15 protein-coding genes and 1 pseudogene are annotated in these 18392 nt (G+C 47.8%); 15 read left to right on the top strand and 1 reads right to left on the bottom strand.

Annotated features, from left to right (window positions below):
* Positions 1–844 precede the first annotated feature (844 nt).
* From ACKWMY_RS14985 to ACKWMY_RS14995, 3 genes are all read left to right on the top strand, one after another.
* Positions 845–1486 carry an inovirus Gp2 family protein gene (locus tag ACKWMY_RS14985; protein ID WP_409486531.1) on the top strand — a complete coding sequence of 214 codons (642 nt, stop codon included), beginning with the start codon at positions 845–847 and terminating at the stop codon, positions 1484–1486.
* A 115-nt stretch (positions 1487–1601) separates the two neighbouring features.
* On the top strand, positions 1602–1817 hold the full coding sequence (locus ACKWMY_RS14990) for a helix-turn-helix transcriptional regulator (protein ID WP_409486532.1): 216 nt from the start codon (positions 1602–1604) through the stop codon (positions 1815–1817).
* Between the two features lie 449 nt (positions 1818–2266).
* Positions 2267–2704, top strand: a complete 438-nt coding sequence (locus tag ACKWMY_RS14995) for a putative zinc ribbon protein (RefSeq protein WP_409486533.1) — start codon at positions 2267–2269, stop codon at positions 2702–2704.
* 42 nt (positions 2705–2746) lie between these two features.
* On the opposite strand, the gene ACKWMY_RS15000 is transcribed toward ACKWMY_RS14995, so the two are convergent.
* Positions 2747–3001 carry a hypothetical protein gene (locus ACKWMY_RS15000; RefSeq protein ID WP_409486534.1) on the bottom strand — a complete coding sequence of 85 codons (255 nt, stop codon included), beginning with the start codon at positions 2999–3001 and terminating at the stop codon, positions 2747–2749.
* 468 nt (positions 3002–3469) lie between these two features.
* On the opposite strand from ACKWMY_RS15000, the gene ACKWMY_RS15005 reads away from it, so the two are divergent.
* The 12 genes and pseudogenes from ACKWMY_RS15005 (at position 3470) to ACKWMY_RS15060 (ending at position 18391) form a co-directional block, all read left to right on the top strand.
* Positions 3470–5776 (top strand): S-type pyocin domain-containing protein, encoded by a 2307-nt coding sequence (locus tag ACKWMY_RS15005; RefSeq protein WP_409486535.1) that lies wholly within the window; start codon positions 3470–3472, stop codon positions 5774–5776.
* A 1-nt stretch (position 5777) separates the two neighbouring features.
* The gene (locus tag ACKWMY_RS15010; RefSeq protein WP_409486536.1) at positions 5778–6035 is read left to right on the top strand and encodes a bacteriocin immunity protein; all 258 of its coding nucleotides are present in this window, start codon (positions 5778–5780) and stop codon (positions 6033–6035) included.
* A gap of 168 nt (positions 6036–6203) precedes the next feature.
* On the top strand, positions 6204–6764 hold the full coding sequence (locus tag ACKWMY_RS15015) for a recombinase family protein (RefSeq protein WP_409486537.1): 561 nt from the start codon (positions 6204–6206) through the stop codon (positions 6762–6764).
* Positions 6748–7311 (top strand): annotated as a pseudogene (locus ACKWMY_RS15020) (IS481 family transposase); the annotation flags it as partial. The gene ACKWMY_RS15015 and the pseudogene ACKWMY_RS15020, both read left to right, overlap by 17 nt.
* A 540-nt stretch (positions 7312–7851) precedes the next feature.
* Positions 7852–9099: a TerD family protein gene (locus ACKWMY_RS15025; protein WP_409486538.1), complete on the top strand. Its 1248-nt coding sequence runs from the start codon at positions 7852–7854 to the stop codon at positions 9097–9099.
* Between the two features lie 987 nt (positions 9100–10086).
* Positions 10087–11823: a type VI secretion system baseplate subunit TssF gene (gene tssF, locus ACKWMY_RS15030; RefSeq protein ID WP_409486539.1), complete on the top strand. Its 1737-nt coding sequence runs from the start codon at positions 10087–10089 to the stop codon at positions 11821–11823.
* Positions 11824–11834: 11 nt separating this feature from the next.
* Positions 11835–13685: a type VI secretion system tip protein TssI/VgrG gene (gene tssI, locus ACKWMY_RS15035; RefSeq protein WP_409486540.1), complete on the top strand. Its 1851-nt coding sequence runs from the start codon at positions 11835–11837 to the stop codon at positions 13683–13685.
* A 10-nt stretch (positions 13686–13695) separates the two neighbouring features.
* Positions 13696–14937: a hypothetical protein gene (locus ACKWMY_RS15040; protein WP_409486541.1), complete on the top strand. Its 1242-nt coding sequence runs from the start codon at positions 13696–13698 to the stop codon at positions 14935–14937.
* A 26-nt stretch (positions 14938–14963) separates the two neighbouring features.
* Positions 14964–15203 (top strand): hypothetical protein, encoded by a 240-nt coding sequence (locus ACKWMY_RS15045; RefSeq protein WP_409486542.1) that lies wholly within the window; start codon positions 14964–14966, stop codon positions 15201–15203.
* Between the two features lie 14 nt (positions 15204–15217).
* Positions 15218–16249, top strand: a complete 1032-nt coding sequence (locus ACKWMY_RS15050; protein WP_409486543.1) for a DUF2169 domain-containing protein — start codon at positions 15218–15220, stop codon at positions 16247–16249.
* Positions 16246–17325 carry a hypothetical protein gene (locus ACKWMY_RS15055; protein ID WP_409486544.1) on the top strand — a complete coding sequence of 360 codons (1080 nt, stop codon included), beginning with the start codon at positions 16246–16248 and terminating at the stop codon, positions 17323–17325. Before ACKWMY_RS15050 ends, ACKWMY_RS15055 begins: the two co-directional genes overlap by 4 nt.
* Positions 17303–18391 carry a DUF4150 domain-containing protein gene (locus ACKWMY_RS15060; RefSeq protein WP_409486545.1) on the top strand — a complete coding sequence of 363 codons (1089 nt, stop codon included), beginning with the start codon at positions 17303–17305 and terminating at the stop codon, positions 18389–18391. Before ACKWMY_RS15055 ends, ACKWMY_RS15060 begins: the two co-directional genes overlap by 23 nt.
* The last annotated feature ends 1 nt before the right edge of the window (position 18392 follow it).

The following is an 18392-nucleotide window of genomic DNA, read 5'->3' on the forward strand; positions in this document are numbered from 1 at the left end:
GCGGTTTGTATAGGGTGCGTACCCTCATTTTCAGCTCAAGATAGCAACATGCCCCCCCCCCGCCAGCCTTTGTATCTACGACTAACTTGAGAGTAAGTTCTCAGTGCTATAAACACGAAGCCTGCTAGCCGTATCGAACAACACTGCGGTATCCAACGTAATTGCTGGTGATCTCAAAAGGTACAGATCATGACGGTTAGTTAATATTATTAAGGAGTGGTTATTATTAAAGAGATAGTATTATTAAGAACATGGTTTAGAAGAAGAGAATAACGAGAGGAGGAAGCAACTCAAGTCATAACGAAAAGATCAGCCTCAGAAGTAAAGACCTTGATTATTAACAAACCAATGGTCGTATTTACTCATATTTTAGACTTGTGCTTCATGGTGGCTTACTTACCTTGGAATAAGCTTTCTCTATACCCGTGATCAATGAAGACTGATTTCCCAGTCATAAATATTGGCGTTAACATCGATGAGGGTTATGCTCAGATCACCATAAAAAACCATGTTAACTAAAGAGTGATTTTCACATGCTTTCTTGCTCATTTCACCCTGTTCTAGGGTAATGCTTCTTTTATTGCCAGTTACCTCTTTTCTTCGTTCCTGTCTCCGTATTGTTAATAATGACCATAGGTCTAATGAACATAGTTTATGGGTATCTATAGCCAGCAATGGGCATAGAAATACCAATGACCCTAAGTGATACATGTTGGGATACAGATAAGAAGCTAAACCAACGAAGAGGCTAACCAACAGTACAACCCGATGGGGTCCCCCCCATTCCGTAAATCATTACCAGAGATCCGATGAACTGAACCCAATCAGCCAAGGAGACAACGTAATGAGCAAGAAGAAAATCAGTAAGCATAACCAGAATCGACTCTATGCCAGACGCATCACTGAAACCATCGACAAAGCCCTGGATCACTATCCCCGCTTGCTGGCTCTTAGGATAGACCTCCGTTTCCCTGATGAAGAAGACCGACTGGATTGCCCAACACGTTACTATGCGGGCTCCGATGTCATATCCCTCTTCATCAACTCAGTGAAATCCCAGATTGAAGAAGACATAAAACGCAAGATAAAAGCCGGGAAGACCACGTTGACCTGCTACGTGAGGTTTGTATGGGTACGGGAATTCAATCAGGAAGGCTCTAAGAAGCACTATCACGTCCTGCTCCTGCTCAACAAAGATGCTTATGCCTGGCCGGGTCTAAGACAGACTGATACGTTCTATGACCGTTACACGCTGTTTCAGATGGTCATTAATGCTTGGCTAAGAGCGATAAACCGGGCAGATAAGGAGAATAAGTATCATGGACTCGTGCATATGCCCCAAAAGGGGTATTACCAGTTAAACAGAAAAAAGCCTGATTTCAAAGCAACCTACGAAGAATTAACTGAAAGAGCGATGTATCTCGCTAAAGAGCGTAGCAAGGATTCTTCAGATGGTCAGCGTAGCTTTGGCTGCTCTCAGTACTGATCCGTAATTTATGACTGGCATGTGGATGTTGGGAAGGAGAATGCGTCAACGGTTAACCATCACCAATTACGACGTTTCTCCATACCTCTCAGCATTCCATATGGAGATAGTTCCCATGACAACCCAGAATACCCCTACCAGCCTGCTTAACGATAAAATGGTCGATATGGTCTTCATCGTCAGCTTTACCGGGTTAACCGACAAGTGGTTCTACAAGTTGATTAGTGAAGGTAAATTCCCCAAACCGATTAAGATGGGCCGTAGTTCCCGATGGATGAAAAGTGAGGTTGAGAACTGGGTACAACAGCGTATCAATCAATCCAGACAGTAAGTTAACTATAATTATTACAACAAGTTAATCCTGAGACATCCATTAAACCATTTGCAGCGGCCTCTGAAGGCTTTAACACCACAAAGCCAATAGATTCATTATCTTCATAGAAATAACATCTCAGGATGCGTTACAGAGCGCTTAAACAACACTATCGGGAAGCGTGGTATATCGATTTATATTAATTCGATATGCCTGTGATTAATTAATCTTACTGTATTCATTTTGCCCAGTCGTTATTCTTGACACTTTGCGCGCATTCCCCTCCCGCAGTGCCAAGTGAATAATTATGCATAATCTTCTGTTCCCACGCTTTTGAGCTTCACCAAGTCCTACTCGCGTTCATTATTGATACCTACTCCTTCACCATGTTGATGCCAAGGTTGCATATCCCATACCCAGGTATGTGCCTTGGTTGCTCGTGTTGGAGCATACTTGAGGTGAATTTCATGCAATTTAAGAAAATCCATGAGGCCTGTACCGCACAAGGCGGTAGTGTCAAAGCTGCCGACATGTCTCTCAATGTTTTGTTTAACTACTCGTGCCCGTCCTGCGGAAATCTGTTGCGTTTGCATTGGACTCATACCGAAGGTCGCTATTTTACGCACATTCTAGAACAAGCCAATCTGACAACGCTTATCAACTGTGAGTACATCATTCCAGCAGGTTCTGCAAAACCACCAACACCATTCTCAACAGCAGTACAGGAAACGTTGCAGCGAGACAATTCAACCTTGGGATTTCCGGTAGCCGAGCGTTTTATGTGCGTGATGTGCAACCATGAATATGACGGTTTGAAAATGTGTCCACTGTGCCAAGACACGATGTATACCACCGAAGTGAAAAATCGTGATACCCAGGCGTTACCTCAGTGGTTTGCAAAGTGAAGGGTTCCTGGGAAAAGCACCCTGAGGTCAAGTACCAAGCAGCTATCCACCTTTTGACTGGTTCGGTTTGCTGATAATGAGATCTGGTTTGAACAATGCATTCACGCCGCCCAGCTTAAACGCAGTAACAATACGAGTCTTGTCGTCAAACGTCAGCGCATCGGAGACTATCCCCCACCATCTGGCAATCTCTTCTTCGGTTAAACGTTCTGAAAGTGAAGACGCCGTTGCACTGGCGTTCGACTCCTCAACACCGGTAATGAGCCACGACAGTGACTTACCTGTAACGGCTCGCAATCGAAATCCCTCGGGCTCGCAATCAGCGCATTTTCCAGCTCAGATTAAGTGACAATGAAAATCCTACCGAGCTCACATTAAGTGATAATGAGCTCGCGTTTATCTTTTCCGGCTCGCTATCCATTGCCTCGGGCTCACATTAACTGCCAATCAAAATCATCATGTTGGCAACTCACGGCTGACATTGTTACCTTTTCTAATTCAATCGACATCAGGTGTGTACCCGCTTCTCTGCCGAAAATATGGGCCCAAATCTACTATTAAAGCTGACATATGATTGATTTATCATACCGACATCGCTGCCATGCTGCCATGCTGCCATGCTGCCATGCTGCCATGCTGCCATGCTGCCATGTTGTGTGCCAATCCCCACACAACCCATCCTGCTCGTAACCTCACCATTAGGGTTTTATCATGTATATGCATACAGTGCTGTGTGCATCTTATAAACCCAATGAGGATGAACATATGAGTGGAAATGGTGGGGATAATGCCCATAACAACCAGTTTGGTGGTGGCGGTCGCGGGCCTACTGGGGGGGTCAATACAGGGGCTGGGAGTTCCAATGGAAATTCTGGGGATAGGGGTTACGGCTACTGGAAAATGGACCCTCCTACTCCCCCAGGCCCGACGCGGTATGCTCCTGATGGTTCAGTAATTATAAACATCACTGGTGGAATGAACTGGGTGAAAGATAACTCCATTCACTGGTCTGACGGTAAAGGGGGGAGTGGCAATGATAATGTCCGTACCAATGTCACAGCCAAGGTAGAAAACGGTTACCGCGCTGCGGTTGATGGGTATATCTACACGGTCACGGTGAATGGTAACAATGCCATCACGGGCGTGTATCTTTATTCCCGACCAACAACGCCTTCCAGGCAGAACTGGGCACAAACTGAAACTGCACGTATCACTCAAGCTCGTGCCCTGGTTCAGGCTCAACTGAACGCACTCAATGCCAAAAAGTTGGCAGAAGAAAAAGCAGCCGTGGAAGCTAAACGCAAAGCGGATGAGGAGGCCAAGCGCAAACAGGATGCGTGGGATGCCGCACATCCTGTAGAAGCTGCAGAGCGGGATATCAATCAAGCCCAACAACGTATTAATCAAGCCCAGACTGATAAATCCAATGCTGAACAAGGGTTAAATAGCAAAACCGCTCGGCTTAATACATTGCAGAATGAGATTGCAGCCTTTAAGCAGCAAGAAGCTGATGCACTGGCTAAACTTGATGCTATCACCTCAAAATATGGTCCAATACTCAATATCAGAGATAAAGCCATTTATAATGAAGGTATAAGGCTCTTTGGATTAGGTGCTGTGGCTGTTCAAGAACGCTTGGCGAGAGAACCACAAATAGCCCCGTTGAGCAATGAAATTAACGCTCTACGCAGTGCCTTGAACGATGCAAATATGCGTCTTAGTCAAGCGAATCAAGATAAAGTCAATGCACAAAATCGGTTGAATACGCTCAATAAAGAGAAACAGGCTCTGCTGGACGCGGAAGCTCGTCGCCAAAAAGAAGCCAATGCAGCTAAAGCAGCAGCAGAAGCGAAAGCAAAGGCGGAGGCAGAAGCTGCAACCAAGGCGGCAGCGAAAGAAGCGGCCATGTCGAAGCTAGAACAACCCAATGTGTTTGGGATGTCGGGTTTCCCTGTTGCTGCGGCAGTTTCTGCAGCCCCTATTACTTTTGCTGAAACCGGCCTGGGCTCTTTGGCACTGGACGGAGCAGTAGCTACAGCTGCCTGGGCATCCGTACGAACAGCTATTGCCGACCTGATTGGTGTTGTTATCAAAGGTAGCGGTTGGGGGACAGTGATTGCATCTATCACCTACATACCCAGTGCTGGTGTAGGTAGTGACCAGGTGCCAGGGCGTGATAATGCCAACATGTTCATGTCGGCGATGCCTGCCGATGCCATTAAACTACCTGATGCCAAGACGCTGAATGCCGCGGCAGCAGCCAAAGGCACTGTGAATCTGGCTGTTCGTGGCCGGGTGTTTTTCAGAGAAAATACGTTTAAGACCTATCTGGTCCGCACCACAACCCCAACACCCGTGCGGGTTGTACAGGCGGTTCGCGATGAAGTTACCGGATTATACGGCTACACTATTCCGGCGGAAGGCGAACTGCCATCACGAACCATTCTGGTGTCGCCAGATAAAACTCCGGGCTACAAAGGGTTACCCCCTCTTGTTACCCCTCAACAAGGGAAAGTTACTCCAGGCAATACCGGTAACCAGTCACCGGTCGTGGCCAAGCCCATCATCGAATCGTTCCCGATGGCTGATGACCTGGATTTCCGTGATATTGTTCTGGTCTTCCCTGCTGAAACAGGCATGGGATCGCTTTACATCATGCTGCAGAGCGGGCGTGACTTGCCGGGCAAGGTCGAAGGCAAAGGGACTAGCGTTACCGGAACATGGCTTGCTGGTGCAGGTAAAGATCTGGGATCAGCTATCCCGAGCCAGATTGCTGATAAGCTGCGCGGTAAGGAGTTCGATAGCTTTGACAAATTCCGCGAAGCTTTCTGGGCCGAGGTGGCGAAAGATCCGACATTGTCGAAACAGTTTAGTGCTTCGAATAAAAAAAGGATGGAAGGTAAGCTAGCTCCTCGGGCAAGATTTGTTGATACTGTTGGAGGTCGCCGTTCCTTTGAGATTCATCACAATAAACCTATCAGTGAGGGTGGAGCAGTCTATAACACTGATAACCTAAATGTTGTAACACCGAAACGGCATATCGAAATTCATTCTAAAAATGGGAGTAAATAATATGAATTTGAAAAGTAATCTTGGTCAATATACCGAGAATGAATTTTTAAAATTAGTCGAAACTCTCGTTAAAAACGAAGGTACTGAGAAAGAAACAGATGCTTTGCTTGAACATTTCATTTCGATAACAGAACACCCTAGTGGGTCAGACCTCATTTACTATCCAGAAAATGGTAATGATGGAAGTCCAGCGAGTATTGTGAAGGTCGTTAAAGAATGGCGAGCCAAGAACGGTAAACCAGGTTTTAAAACAGCCTAACAGAAATGCCTTACCAAATCAGCCCGGTTAATCGCCGGGCTTCTCTTTTGGGTACACCCTAAACATACAAATCATTGAGACAGTTTTTCTGTCTCATTTGGGTTGTCTCTGTCTCATCTGCATGTTAAGTTTTCCTCATCTAAAGTCTAACGAGACACTTCTAGAAAAATGGCACTTTATGGCTATGCCCGCGTTTCAACCAATGATCAGGATTTGGATCTGCAGATACAGACGCTTCGCGCAGCCGGTTGTGAAATCATCCGCGCAGAAAAAGCCAGCGGCAGCAGCCAGGATGGACGAACAGAACTGCAGCTTCTGCTTGACTTTCTGCGGCCGAATGACACGCTGATTGTCACGCGGGTCGATCGCCTGGCTCGTAGCATTAAAGACTTGCAGGATATCGTATATACCCTGAATCAGCAGGGGATTACCCTCAAGGCAACAGAACAGCCCGTCGATACACGCACGGCTGCAGGCAAGGCGTTTCTTGATATGCTAGGTGTCTTTGCTGAGTTTGAAACCAATCTGCGCCGCGAACGCCAGTTGGAAGGTATTGCGGCTGCAAAAGCGCGCGGGGTTTATCAGGGGCGTAAGCCGCGTATCGATCCTGTTGAGGTTCGTCGGTTGTACGTTGATGAGAAGATTGGCGCAACGGCGATTTCACGTAGACTAGGGATTGCTCGGGCTTCTGTCTATCGTGTGCTAGAGCGCGATGAGCAGCCAGCGTAAGGCTATTCCCACTGATTCTCTGTTGCAACTAGGGCGACGGCTAGACCGCCTGCCACCAAAAAGCCCGGAACGCGCTGCCCAGATCACCGCGATGGCTCTGTTGTATGACATTTCCATCACCACAGTTTATCGCGCACTCCGTTCCTTCCAGAAACCTCATACCGTACACCGGCGGGATCACGGTAAACCCCGGATACTGCCGCCGTCAGAACTCGAACACTATTGTGAACTGATCGCCGCATTGAAATTACGCACCACCAATAAAGCGGGCCGTCATCTGTCCACGACTCGTGCCATCCAGTTGCTTGAAGAGCATAGTGTGGAAACAGCTCAGGGGCTGGTTAAACTCCCACAGGGATTGTTGCGCCGGCCAACGATTAACCGCTATCTGTCCCTGTTCCGACTCGACCACCCACGGCTGTTGCGAGAACCGCCGTCAGCGCGGTTTCAGGCCGAATGCAGCAATGACTGCTGGCAGTTCGATATTTCATCTTCAGACCTCAAACATATCGAACGCCCTGACTGGATTGATCCGGCACGCGGTCAACTTCCTGCGCCCGTTGCCTTATACCCGGAGCAACGCGTAACGCAGACCAATAGCGATCGGAGACACATGCTCGATTTAGATGCCATTTGGCACTGGAGTGGCATGCAGGTTACCCTGGGGAAGCCACCCTGGTTCGAGCCTCGCATCGATGCTGATGTGCGTATTTGGATCCGCATGTGAAGGCTGAAAAGTTGCCAAGAACCATGAGCTTGCGGTTAAAGCCTGGTACTACGTGTTGTGCCAGCACCGAAGGGCAAGATTGGCAGAAGAGTTAGACCTGACGCGTCTGTTGAGAAACGGGTGGGTCCGCTGCCTGTTGATGTATTTTACCAAGTTTATTCGGCGATAACCGGATAAGAAGGCTACTATATTTTGAGTTTGTCGTTCCATCCGTAGCCGAAGTACTTTTTGTTTTCCTCCGGTTACGGGCTTGTTACACTGTTTTCCTGGTTGTCATGGCCTCACTGAGGTAATGATGCCCCAAACGACACGGCGGTCTTCGCTAGTGGTTTCTAATGGAAATAGAATAGGAAATCAAATTTGACTCAATATCTCAAGCCAGGTGAGAACACTGGTCTCAGCGTTGCCAATGGACAGGTTCTGGTGACGCACGCATCTAGTGAGAGCCTTGACGTGAACCTGACGGCCTTTCTGGTGACTGACTCCGGAAAGGTACGCGACGACAGCGACATGGTGTTTTTCAACGCCCCAGAGCATGTATCGGGTTCCGCCGCATTTTCGCCACCGGTCAATCAGGCAGGTTTGGTCAGCCATTGCATTAGCTTTGATCTGAGTAGGTTGCCAGAAACAATCAACAAGATAGCGATCACGCTGACGCAGGATGGTAGTGGGGGTGGTTTCGCGCAGGTGAAGGATCTCAGGGCGAAGGTCGTCATCGGTGGCCAGGTTTTGGAACTCACCGCAGGAGCATTCCAAGCTGAGACCGGCATCACAGTGCTCGAACTGTACGTACGAAACGGTCAGTGTAAGGCCCGTGCAGTGTGGCAAGGTTTTGCTTCCGGACTTGCCGGTCTTTGCAATATGTATGGCATCGTGGTGAATGACGAGCCAGTCGTCGCCGCGCCGGAGCCCGACCAGTCCAAACCTGTCAGCATCATTAAATCCGTCGTAACCCTCGATAAGCCTGGTGCAGTACACAAAGTGTCGCTGGAGAAAGGCGCGGTAGCCCCTAAGACCATCAGAGTCAGCGCGAACTGGGTGGACAACGGGGATGGCCGGGATAACGACGATCTAGACCTCCGGATTGGCATCCTGAGGCCGGATGGTCGCATGTCTATCATCCAGGCCCCAGATAAGCGTGGGGCTATGGATGCGGACCCGTATGTCTTCCACACCGGAGACGTTGTGAGCGCAAGCGTGTCCAGACCAGGGATAGAAATCGTTGAAATCAACCCTGCAATTTCGAATCTCATGGGGGGAAGAGTGACGCTGGTATGCAGCGTCTATTCAGCCGTTGCCAATGGTGCAGTTTCGGTAGCTTCGCTGAAACCGAAGATGCGCATGGAATATGGCGACCAAGTTGTCGAATGCGATTTTAAGTTCAAAGGCGGGTTCTTCAGTAACATGATCTACACGTATGTACTGGGAACGGTCGAAATTGATGGTGATACTATTACTATCAGTCCGAGCGGAGTGACATCCAGTGCTGGTTCTGAAGCAACACCGTGGCTGACCCGTAAGGGTGACAAGGTTGAGCTTACCCTTGATGGCCCTCCGGTGTTTAAAGGCCAACCGATCAAGCGGAGCGGCAAGAAGCAGTACGTTTGAAGTCCGAACGGGTGGCACAGGAAAACCGCCTTCTTTACTTTAGTTCGTTCATAGCGTCCTCATAAACAAGGAGAGAAAATTATTTCAGACGCACTAAAAACCCGCTTTAGTGAAGAAATGAATAATCTTCTACAACTTGCACAAGCAATAATTGTTGAGTCAAAAATGGGAGAGAACAACGGGGGCCCAATGGTTTTTCGCGAGCATTGATTTAAATGTAGAACTGTCGTTGCCTAGGGGGGCATAAAATTGGCTGCGACTTTTTAGCGGGGAATAAGCAGCACAGGGATCACAGTAACGACTGGAGAAGGCCATCGCGCTCAGGGCTAGCTTAACGAACTGGCCATCTCGACTGAATGGGACTCTGGGACACGGGATGAAGCGCCAGCGATGTGTGTGGTCAAATCCGCGCTCAACGAGGCGTTTACTACAGAAGGGCGATTGATTGCGCCACTTGAATTCAAGATAGCTGGCGACACTCAATGTGTCGTTGAAGCATAGGCCGCTTGCGACCTCCTTGCGTACTTCTCAGGGGCTACTGTTACGTTGATGCCCGTTCAGGGAGGTTAGATGGGAGAGGCTGTTGTCCTCGGCGATGCAGGCTATCACCATGCGGGCCGGATGAAAGAGTGGGGGGTTGTGATTTCACTACCTGCCCCCCTATAGCACGAATCTGAACCCGATAGTTTTCAGGACAACGCTACCAGAAATAGTGGGGTTGTAGGCCTCCCACATTAACGACAACCTCCAGGTCGCTGAAAAGCGAATCTTCAAGTTAAGCGGGTATATCAAGCCTTTTACTCTGTATTTTTTTTATGTAATATGAGCAGGCAATTTCTCAATCTAACTATAAAAAAAATGCAGGGTTCATCATGAAACCCGTGCTTAAACGAACGGTAAGTTCTGTTTTTTGTTGTCATTAACCAGGTTTTTCTTATATTTCATTCATGATGTGAATGATATTTGGTTATGCTATGGAAAAATGACATGGGATCGTTCGAAGACCTCTTTCGTGATGAAGTAGATTATCTGCAACAATTGACTGAGCATATGGCCACAGACAGCCCTCATTTGGCGAATTTCTTGCCAAATTCGGGTGATCCCGATGTAGCGCGGTTAGTCGAAGGATTTTCTGTTTTAACAGCAAATTTGCGACAGAAAATTGAGGATGATTTTCCCGAGATCACCCAGAACCTGCTGGCTAATGTTTGGCCGTTGCCACTGCGTCCCATTCCATCAACGTCGATTATCCAGTTTTCCCCCAAGAACCACTGTATTGATAACGCGACGAATGTACCGAAGCATAGCCAGCTATTCGCAGAGTACGATGACCGCAGCTTCACGTTCCAGACTTGCCATGACCTGCATATTGAACCCCTGACTTTGCTTCACCGTGAGTTAACCCACAGTGCGGGCAGTAGTCAGATCACGCTGACATTCCGCTATGACGGCAAGGGTGACAATTGGCAGCCAACGGCACCTGTCAGATTATTTTTAGGTGAGGATAAAGCACTTGCCACCACGTTAATGCTGTGGCTGGATTGTTATCTGGCCAAAACGGCGATCCACTATGAACCGCATCCTCTTTATAATTGCGAGCCGGATATTACTGCCTGGCAACCTGATGTCAGCAATCTGATATTACCCACGGATAAGCCGGATTTCTGGCCGCTGCAACTGCTGCCAGAACTGTTTTACCTGCCTCACGTGCATGATTTTATCTCACTCGATTTATGCAATGAACGCGCTACGCTGCCGTTTTCTGCGGGGCAACAGTTTGCCATTACGTTGGTGTTTGATGGCGTGATACCCATCGATACCATTGATAACGCCTTTATCTTGAATTGTGTTCCGGCGATTAATTTGTCCGGTGCTCAAACCCCCAAAGTTTACTTTCAGAAAGATCGCGCCAGCTACCGATTGCCATTGCTAGGCAATGCACTGTTTGATATTCATTCTGTCGTCAGCCAACAAGAGCCGGAAAGTGGTTTAGGTGAACCCCACGTGTTCCAACCTATCAGTGCCGCCACATTAGCCGAACACCGTTTTTCAGAGCAACGGCAGCAGACCTTCTTGTATGAAACCAAAAGACAGCGAGATCCGCTGGATAGAGAACAACTTCAACTGACGTTTTACCAGGATAACGGGGTGCCGATGGTCGAATGCCACCTGGAGTCCTTTGTATGCCATTACACCGCTGTTGATAAACAGGCTGAGCAGATTGGACGGGGAATGATCACCCTGCCGAGTGAAACCATACAAAGTGATTTGACCATGAGCAATATTACGCCCGCGACACCTTACTACCCGATGATGGCGAAAACACCGTGGCCGCTGATTTCCCTGCTGCAATTTAACGCTGTTTTTCTAAATGATATCAATGCATTAAAAGATGTAGTGCAACAATTTGATTTTTATCCAGAACGCAATGTGCCATTAAGCCGTCACATTCAGCGCCATATTGACGGGTTGATCGATATTGCCGCCAAACCCATTGATCGTTTGCGTAAAGGGCAGCCTTTTAGGGGGATAGGGATCTCGCTGACGATGGATGAACACTGTTATGACAATGAGGGTGAAATGTATCAGTTTGCCGTCGCACTCAATACCCTGTTCTCTGTCAGTCAGTCAGAGAGCAGCTTTACCTGCATGAATGTCATTCAATTGCATTCACAATCCCGTTGGTCCTTTGCACCGGTTACCGGCCAGCGCAGCATAATGTAAGGATAGCCTTAATGAAGAAAACAGGACTCTATTTTTCGTGTCAGATAGGTGATACGCCAGACGGTACCTTTGAGGTGGCCGAATTTACCCTTAACGAGGGGCTGTCTACCCTGTTTACCCTGTCGCTCACGTTGGTGAGTAAACAGCGTGCTATCGATACAGACGCGCAACTGCTGCAAAAAGGGTCACTCACCGTTAAGCTTGATGATGAAGAACAGCGGACTGTAACAGGCGTGATTGAAAGTATCGACATGGGTAACAGCAACTTTCACTATACCTACTACTATGTCATCGTCCGCCCTCCTCTGTGGCTATTGACGCTGGATCAGGACAGCCGGATTTATCACAACACTACCGTACCGGATCTGTTAAAAGAAATATTGCAGCAAAAAAACGTTCAGGGGCAGGGGCGGTTTCTTGATAGCCATCAACAGCGTGAATATATCACCATGAAGCGGGAATCAAGCTATGCGTTCTTTAGCCGTCTGGCGGCGGAAGAAGGGATTGCTTACTGGTATACCCCTGAGGGGCTCTATTACAGTGATTCACACCTGAGCATGACCGCCGGTCTTGATCTGGTTTACAATCCCGATAGCACCCCCGTGAGCCAATTGAATGTCATTAGCCAACTGCGCTTTGGCTCTCGTGCGCGTCCAGGGGAAACACTGCACAAGGATCGCAACTACGGTAATCCTGATTATGCCCTAAAGCACCAGGCTGTGCCGGAGCAAGGCGGTATGCCCGGTTATACGGTATTTGAAAGCTATGGACGTTTTCAAAAAGACAATGCCGCCAAGCCCTTCCTGCGTTACCGAATAGAGCAACTTAACACCGAGAGTAAATCCGGGGCCGCCTCCTCCAATTGCATCAAGTTGATGCCGGGAAAAATATTTAAGCTTACCCTGCACCCGGTTGAGGCAATGAATGACCGTTGGCAAATCGTCACGGCTACGCATCATGGGGTACAACCCAGTTCGCAGATGGAGCAAGGCCAGGGGCAAGGCACCACGCTCACTAATCAGGTAACCTTTATCCCCGGACGTCACGATTGGCGACCACCCTATCATTACAAACCGTTGGCTGACGGTGATGAAGTTGCCACCGTCGTGGGGCCGAAAGGTGAGGAGATTTACGTGAACGAAGATGGCGCGGTGCGTGTCCATTTTCACTGGAATCGATACGATGCCGCCGATGATAATGCTTCTTGCTGGGTTCGGGTGGCACAAGGCTGGAACGGTAATGGGTTTGGTTTTCTTGCCACCCCCCGCATTGGTCAGGAAGTGATTATCTCCTATCTCAACGGAGACATTGATCGCCCGATAGTCACTGGCTGTACCTATAACGGCCTAAACCGCCCTCCGCTGAATTTACCCGCAGAAAAGACCCGTACCACTATCAAAACCAAAACCCACAAGGGAGAGGGTTTTAACGAACTGCGTTTTGAAGATGCCAATGGTAGCCAGGAAGTGTATATCCATGCACAGAAGGATATGAACACCAAAGTCCTGGATAACCGCAGTACCGTTGTTGGTACTGACCATACGGAAACTATCGGTCATGATCAGAAGGTGACGGTTAACAATGACCAAACACTGGTCGTTGAGAAAAATCGCCAAAAAACGGTTAATGTCAGCCAAAAAACGGAAGTTAAAGAGAATGACATCGAGAGCGTTGGTATCAAACAGGCCATCGAGATCGGCAAACTTTACGAATTGACAGTGGGTGATAGCTTAACCATCAAAGTGGGTGAGTCCAAACTGGTCATGAGGAAGGACGGCACTATCACATTGAAGGGCGTTCGTATCTTGGTTGATGCGGATAAAGGCATCAAAAATATTGCTGAAAAAATTAATCTCAATTAATGGTGATTAAATGTTGACCAAGAGTGTTAACCCCATTTTGGTAGAGCAATATGCCGATATGCACGCCGTGGATTTTCGGCGTAGGCGGCTACTGTTAGAGTCGTATGAACATGATCTTGATAACCTATATCAATGGGATATGAGGTTATTGAATTACATGCGTGGCCTTGAGCTACTATCAGATTATGCTGAAAGTTATCTGCAAGAGCAGTTACTTTCCCCATTAAGCGTGGGTGATGTTTTTACTATAGCGTTGTTTTCTGTAAGGACAAAAAACAATCTATTACTAGAAGGATGTTTAACGTTAACGCAAGCTATACCCCATTTAATTCCAGCCATTAAGTCTCTTGTTGAGTGGGCACCCATAGAGTCTATTCTCTGGCAACAGCTAAATAATTACCCCTATTTTAAAGCATTGGCTGTTTATTTGAGACCTGAGGTCTCTCAGCTATCCCCACTGACAGAAAACGATATTACCTACTTGTATGATAAAGCGGAAACCGCTTCTTTACTGATTTATGCATTATTTTACCAAAAGCACCCTGATGCCCATGATATTACAAATGCATTGCTCGCAACTGAAAATGTGTCTATCAAAATGGCAATCGTAGATGTTGTATTGCGCCACCACTTGCCTGTTAACATAAAAAAAGAAGAAGTGCTTTTTCCTTTAATGTATTCATCTACGTCGGATGTTGCTTTCAAAGCAACACGTCTATTTACGTTATATACGCATTACTCTGCGGCAGAATATCAAACCGTAGTGACTCCGGACAAAATTGATAGGCGTATCTATATTCAAGCATTGGGCTGGTCTGGCTATACTTCAAACATCCCTTTGTTAATCGAATATTTAGACGGATCTGAATACGCCAGATTAAGTGCTGCGTCAATGACCACGATCACTGGTTCATTGCCGATAAAATGTGGTTGGAATGAAAAAAATGTGGAGCGTTTTATTGCGCCGGTCGCTGTGTCTTCCGTGAGTCCAGATGACGATCCGGATATTTCCTTAACTTGGCCGGATAAAAGTGCATTTTTGCATTGGTGGCAACAAAATGCTGGGCGTTTTGACACTAATGGGACTTATCTGGACGGTGTACCTGCTCACAATGACGGACTGTCATCCGTTCTTCGCTACGGTAGTCTGATATTGCGACGGTTGGCGGCAGAACGATTGCAGTATCAGCAGTCACCTCTCACGCTAAACACGGATGCGCCAGCGTTTAGTCAAATAACACAAAGAGTATAATAAATTTAGCAAAGGAAGGTTGAACCATGACTGATGCATTATTAAAAACATCCATAGAACCTCTGAATAAGCCATTTTCTGAAACACAAGAGAGTGAGACGTCAGAAGAATTGGTGTTTCGTTCCAATAAAAAAATCACGCTAGAGTGTGGGAAATCCAGCATTACGTTATATCCCGGCGGGAAAATTGTTTTGAAAGGGGAATATATCTTCAGCGATGCAAACGGTGTTAACCGGATAAGCGGTGGTCGGCTCGAACTTAATTGAGAGAAAACAGCACTATGTGGGGAATTGATAATCGAACACCCTATGCAGCAAGTAGCGCCTGGATAAGGGATAGTCATGGCGCAGAGGTCTGGGTTGTGGCCGTGAAAGCCACCTATGACTTTTTTCCTGACGGACAAGTCATGTTATCGGAGATACAGCATCCCGTACATTCTGGTCCGGTTATGCATCCCGCTGGCAAAAGCCTGCTCTATGACAACGAAGTCGGTGCGCCCAAGCCATTTACGGATGTGATCCTTAATGGGAGTGCCTGGTCATCCACCGATTCTCCTTTGCCAGAATTTAGTGTGGGTTTGCGTATCGACAGCAATGTCAAGCTGGCGCGGGTATACGGGGAACGTGTATGGGAAGGAAGAGGTTATGGCGCTCCCGTACCTACAGAGCGTGTAGATCTACTGTATGAGAATATGCTCTGTGGGCCTGAATATGCTAATGGTTATGCTAATCCTGTGGGTGTTGACCTTAACGCGGAACGGCAAGTGTCTTTCTCCCGGCTTCCCTCTATTGAGATGTTAGGGCAGTCAGATATAGATATTCGTGGATTTGGAGCGCTTGCCAGCCACTGGCCTGATAGAGCACGTTATGCGGGGACTTATGACCATCATTGGTCGTTACAACGTGCACCACTACTACCGGAAGATTTCAACCCTCTGTACTGGCAGCTTCTTCCCGAAACCGACGAAAAGAAGGCTAAGCAACTGAAAGGGGGAGAACTGGTTACCCTGGCAGGATTAACACCTAAGACGTTCAGTCAATCCCAACTGATAAGTTTCTATTTACCTAAAGTTGCTCTGCTATTCAGGACGCGTTTCTTTGATGGGAGTATCCAGGAGCACAGGGCAATGTTGCATACCGTGACGATTGAGCCTGACAGGCATCAAATCATGATGGTTTGGCATACAACATTATCCTGCCACCGCAAGGTCAATCAGCTTGCCGAAGTATTGATCAAGGAAAAACGGTGGTTGACACCCGCCCGCGTTGCACCCGTTAAATCATTCCCTGAGTGGGAGGCAACCTTACGATGAATCTCTCGATTATTGCTGCCGGGGGTGTTTTCCCTTCAGGACCCACGTTACCGTTGGCAGATATTGCCGTCAGTACTGAGTTCTCCTTACAACGCCGCTACCCCTTCTATACCGATCAATGTGGCTGTCCTGTTAGCCTAAGCTATTTTCCTGAAAAAAATGCACGTTTTGGTATTGAACGCTGGGCGGCGTTATTGAAGGCGATATTGGATGATGTCAGCCAAAGAGAATTGCCCCTCGATATCAAAAATCAGCCTGCACATATCTGGTTGATTTTACCCACCAAGGATATCTTCGTATTTCCAGAGCAAATCGAATCAGTATTATGTCAGGTGTTATACGACTACGCACCGCTCTGGGGAGTGAAACATATTTATTATGGTGAACATGCTCAGGCGGGCACCGTATTGGAAGATATAGCACGCACTGCGCAACACACGCGGGAGCCGCATCTGGATATCGTGATTGCCCTGCATACCTGGGCCACGCTGGAAGCACTGTTATGGTTAGAATCGCGTTCATTGTTGCATGGTAGCCATTCTTTTTATCAAGACAGGCTGCGTTCAAATCCTTATGGTCGCGTTCCCGGTGAGGGAGCCGCCTGTATCGTGATTGGTCATAATATTTCAGTGCCAGCCTGGTGTCAGATTGCCGGTATCGCAGTTGCCAAGGAAGAACGGTTGGTTGATAGCGACCAACCCTGCACCGGAGTAGCATTAAGCCAGGCTGCCAGACAAGCAATAACGTCAGCAAGGACACCTGTGATTTCACAACTGGTGACCGACTTTACCGGGGAGGCATATCGGGCTGATGAGTTGGGCTTTACCCTGTTACGTTTAAAGCACAATCAATTATTGACTGATTTTCAGCAGATTACGCCCGCGTTAGCATCAGGTGATGTAGGCTGTGCCAGCCTGCTATTGCATATGGCTGTCGTTGCCTGGCGCTACGCTCAAAACGCCGGAGCGACGACCCCTACTTTATTACTGTCCAGTGCGGACAATGGGCAACGTAGCGCGATAGTAATGTCACCTCACCACAAGGAGAGTACAGATGACGGTCACAATCAATGTTAACGGGCTGACGTTATGTCATAAAGGCTCTGGGGGCGTTACCCATAATACACTCCCTGATGTCTGCAAAACGCCGGGAAACGGTATTCCTATCCCTTACCAGAATGAAGCGTACTCCCGCACGCTGACGAAAAGTACCGTGAGCGTGTTTGCTGACGGGGGAAATACCATTGCCAACCTGGGATCGCAATTTGCAAGCAGCGTTTTTGACGAACCGGGGAGCATGGGTGGCGTGGTTTCCGGCACAAATATGGCGGAAGCAGAATGGATGACTTTTTCATTTGATGTTTTTTTTGAAAAAAAATCAGCTTGCCGGTTATCGGATAAGATGTGGATGAACCACCGTAACACGGTGAATATGGGCGGTTTGCGTCAGCCTAATTTACCGGAAGACGATTTTTTAAAATTAATCTGTGAAATTGCTATCGATTGCTATATTAAACATTGTAATAATTTAAAAGGAAACAAAGGCGCAGTAGACCCTAAGTATTCCCAATATGAACAGTGCGTAGACGATAAAATCAGAGAGAATAATTATGACGGTCGTTACCCCAAAGATGACAGCTCGGTCTGGTCAGAAGTGCATTTTGATGAAAACCTCGATCTGCTAAAGCAAGGGGGTGGCAAAGGCCCTTTACCCAGTTCCCGCCCGATAACCCCAAGGGGGGGGCGACGGATGGATATTATACGGGTTGACCCGACGACGAAGCAGCCTCTGGGGTTATATGACTTAAAGTTTCCAAACGATCCTACGTCTTTACCAAAAGAGAGGCTGGATGACTATTACGAAATGGCAGAAAAACTGAATTCTAAATATAAAACCTATGATGTTAAAGAAAAGTGTGATGGTTTTCCGGATGAGTGCCCCAACCCGAAGCCCGTGCCTGTACCAGAGCCCGTACCGGCCCCTGCTACAGAAGAGAATGAAAATAGCGGCTGGGCCTGGGCTGGGCTGATCACGCTAGGCGTGGTGGCAGTGGCGGCGACGCTTTGCCCGTTTGACGGTCCAGTGGGTGATGTTGCCGCCTGGACAGCTTTTGGGGCGCAGGCTACCGCCATGGGCATGTAAT

The organism is Serratia sp. J2 (assembly GCF_046269175.1).
In the GTDB taxonomy this organism is placed as follows: domain Bacteria; phylum Pseudomonadota; class Gammaproteobacteria; order Enterobacterales; family Enterobacteriaceae; genus Chania; species Chania fonticola_C.